Annotated in this window: 2 protein-coding genes and 1 pseudogene; 2 read left to right on the plus strand and 1 reads right to left on the minus strand. The window is 67.9% G+C overall.

Features of this window, described 5'->3' with window-relative positions:
* Together L995_RS29410 and L995_RS29415 are read left to right on the plus strand one after the other, a co-directional pair.
* A pseudogene (locus L995_RS29410) lies at window positions 1-235 on the plus strand (thiol:disulfide interchange protein DsbG); the annotation flags it as partial.
* An 11-nt stretch (window positions 236-246) separates the two neighbouring features.
* Window positions 247-657 (plus strand): DsrE family protein, encoded by a 411-nt coding sequence (locus L995_RS29415; protein ID WP_047474975.1) that lies wholly within the window; start codon window positions 247-249, stop codon window positions 655-657.
* Here the strand turns inward: L995_RS29415 and L995_RS29420 are convergent.
* Window positions 642-1,106, minus strand: coding sequence for a hypothetical protein (locus L995_RS29420; protein WP_012206046.1), 465 nt, complete (start codon window positions 1,104-1,106; stop codon window positions 642-644). The genes L995_RS29415 and L995_RS29420 overlap by 16 nt on opposite strands.
* Between the last annotated feature and the right edge of the window lie 322 nt (window positions 1,107-1,428).

Raw genomic sequence — 1,428 nt, forward strand, 5'->3', positions numbered from 1 at the left:
CGCCTATGCCAAGGCCGGCCGCGCCAGCGCAGAGGGCGCGGGCGCCACTCCGCTGGCCCCGGTGCCGCAGGCCACGCGGCAGGTGCTGGCCAGCCATGCCTCGCTGATGTCCACCTGGGGGCTGCGTGCCACGCCGGCCCTGGTCTGGAAGGATGACAAGGGGCTGGTGCAGGTACGCACCGGCCTGCCGCCGGGCCTGCTGGAAGAGGTCATGGGGCCGCGTGGCAGGAAATGACGAGGACGACCATGAGCACAAGCCGTTCTCCCGCCGCTTCCACCGCTTCCACCGCCTCCAGCGACTGGAGCGACCTGTTCCCCGTCCGGCCGGATGCGCCGCCGCTGCGCATCGTGCTGCATGCGCCCACACCCGGCGCCCTGGCCCGTGCACGCAGCAATCTGGCCAACCTGCGCCAGGACCGGCCCGGTGCCGAGGTCCGCATCGTCATCAACGGCCCGGCCGTCGAGGCACTGCTGGACGCCGCGCCGGGCACGCCGCAGCATCTGGATGCGGCCGCCCTGGCCCATGCGCTGGTCTGCCCGAACACGCTCAGGAAGCTGGGCCGCGAGGCGCCTGCCGGCATGCGCGTGCTGCCGCAGGGCGGCATCGAGTCACTGGCCCTGCTGCAGCAGTCGGGCTGGTGCTACGTGCGCTGCTGAGCGGCCTGGGCCAGCGAGGCCAGGCAGCGCGCCTGCCATTGGTATTCAGGCTCGAACGATTCGCGGTCCGTGACGGCGCCGTGGCCGCCCTCGCCATAGACCATGGCGTAGGCCGCATAGTCGGCCGCCTGCAGCGCCCGGCCCGCCAGCCCATGGGCCGTGGCATAGGTGGCGGACACGGCGGCATGGCCGCAGCCGTCGAGGGAGCGTGATCCCTGGTGGTGGTTGGCCAGGCTGGCGGCCTCGCGAGCCAGGCGGTCCAGCTCCTGCCTGTCGATCTGGCCGTCCAGGTAGCGGCGAAGGCCTTGTGCGCAGCGGATGACGTCCGGGTCTTCCAGCAGGTGCGCGATGCGGTCCACGCAGGCCTGTGTGAATTGCAGCCTCAGGTGCTCGCCGGCTTCGGCGGCAAGGTCCAGTTCCGAAGCAAGGCTGTTCAGGGCATGGTTCATGGAGAACTCCTTGGCAGTGGCGACACAAGCAGCCTAGACCGGGGCCGCGCACGGAAACAAGAGGGTGATTTCCGATACGCGCCCCGCATTCCCGAGGAATGCAGTCACCCTGTTAACCCCGTCTTAATCCCTGCGCCACACGCTATGGACTGCCTTGGGCGCCTGTCCATGGCAGGCAGTCGGTGGCGCTTTGCAAGCCCATTGCTTGACTCACATCAAGCCGCCAGGGCCCTGAATTTCATATATTAAATTCAATATAAAAAGCATATTTTTAATGCTTTTTTGAGTTTGAGCGACCACGATCCGTGGCCGCAGGACGCGG

It is taken from the genome of Delftia sp. ZNC0008 (genome assembly GCF_000799035.1).
GTDB lineage: Bacteria > Pseudomonadota > Gammaproteobacteria > Burkholderiales > Burkholderiaceae_C > Comamonas > Comamonas tsuruhatensis.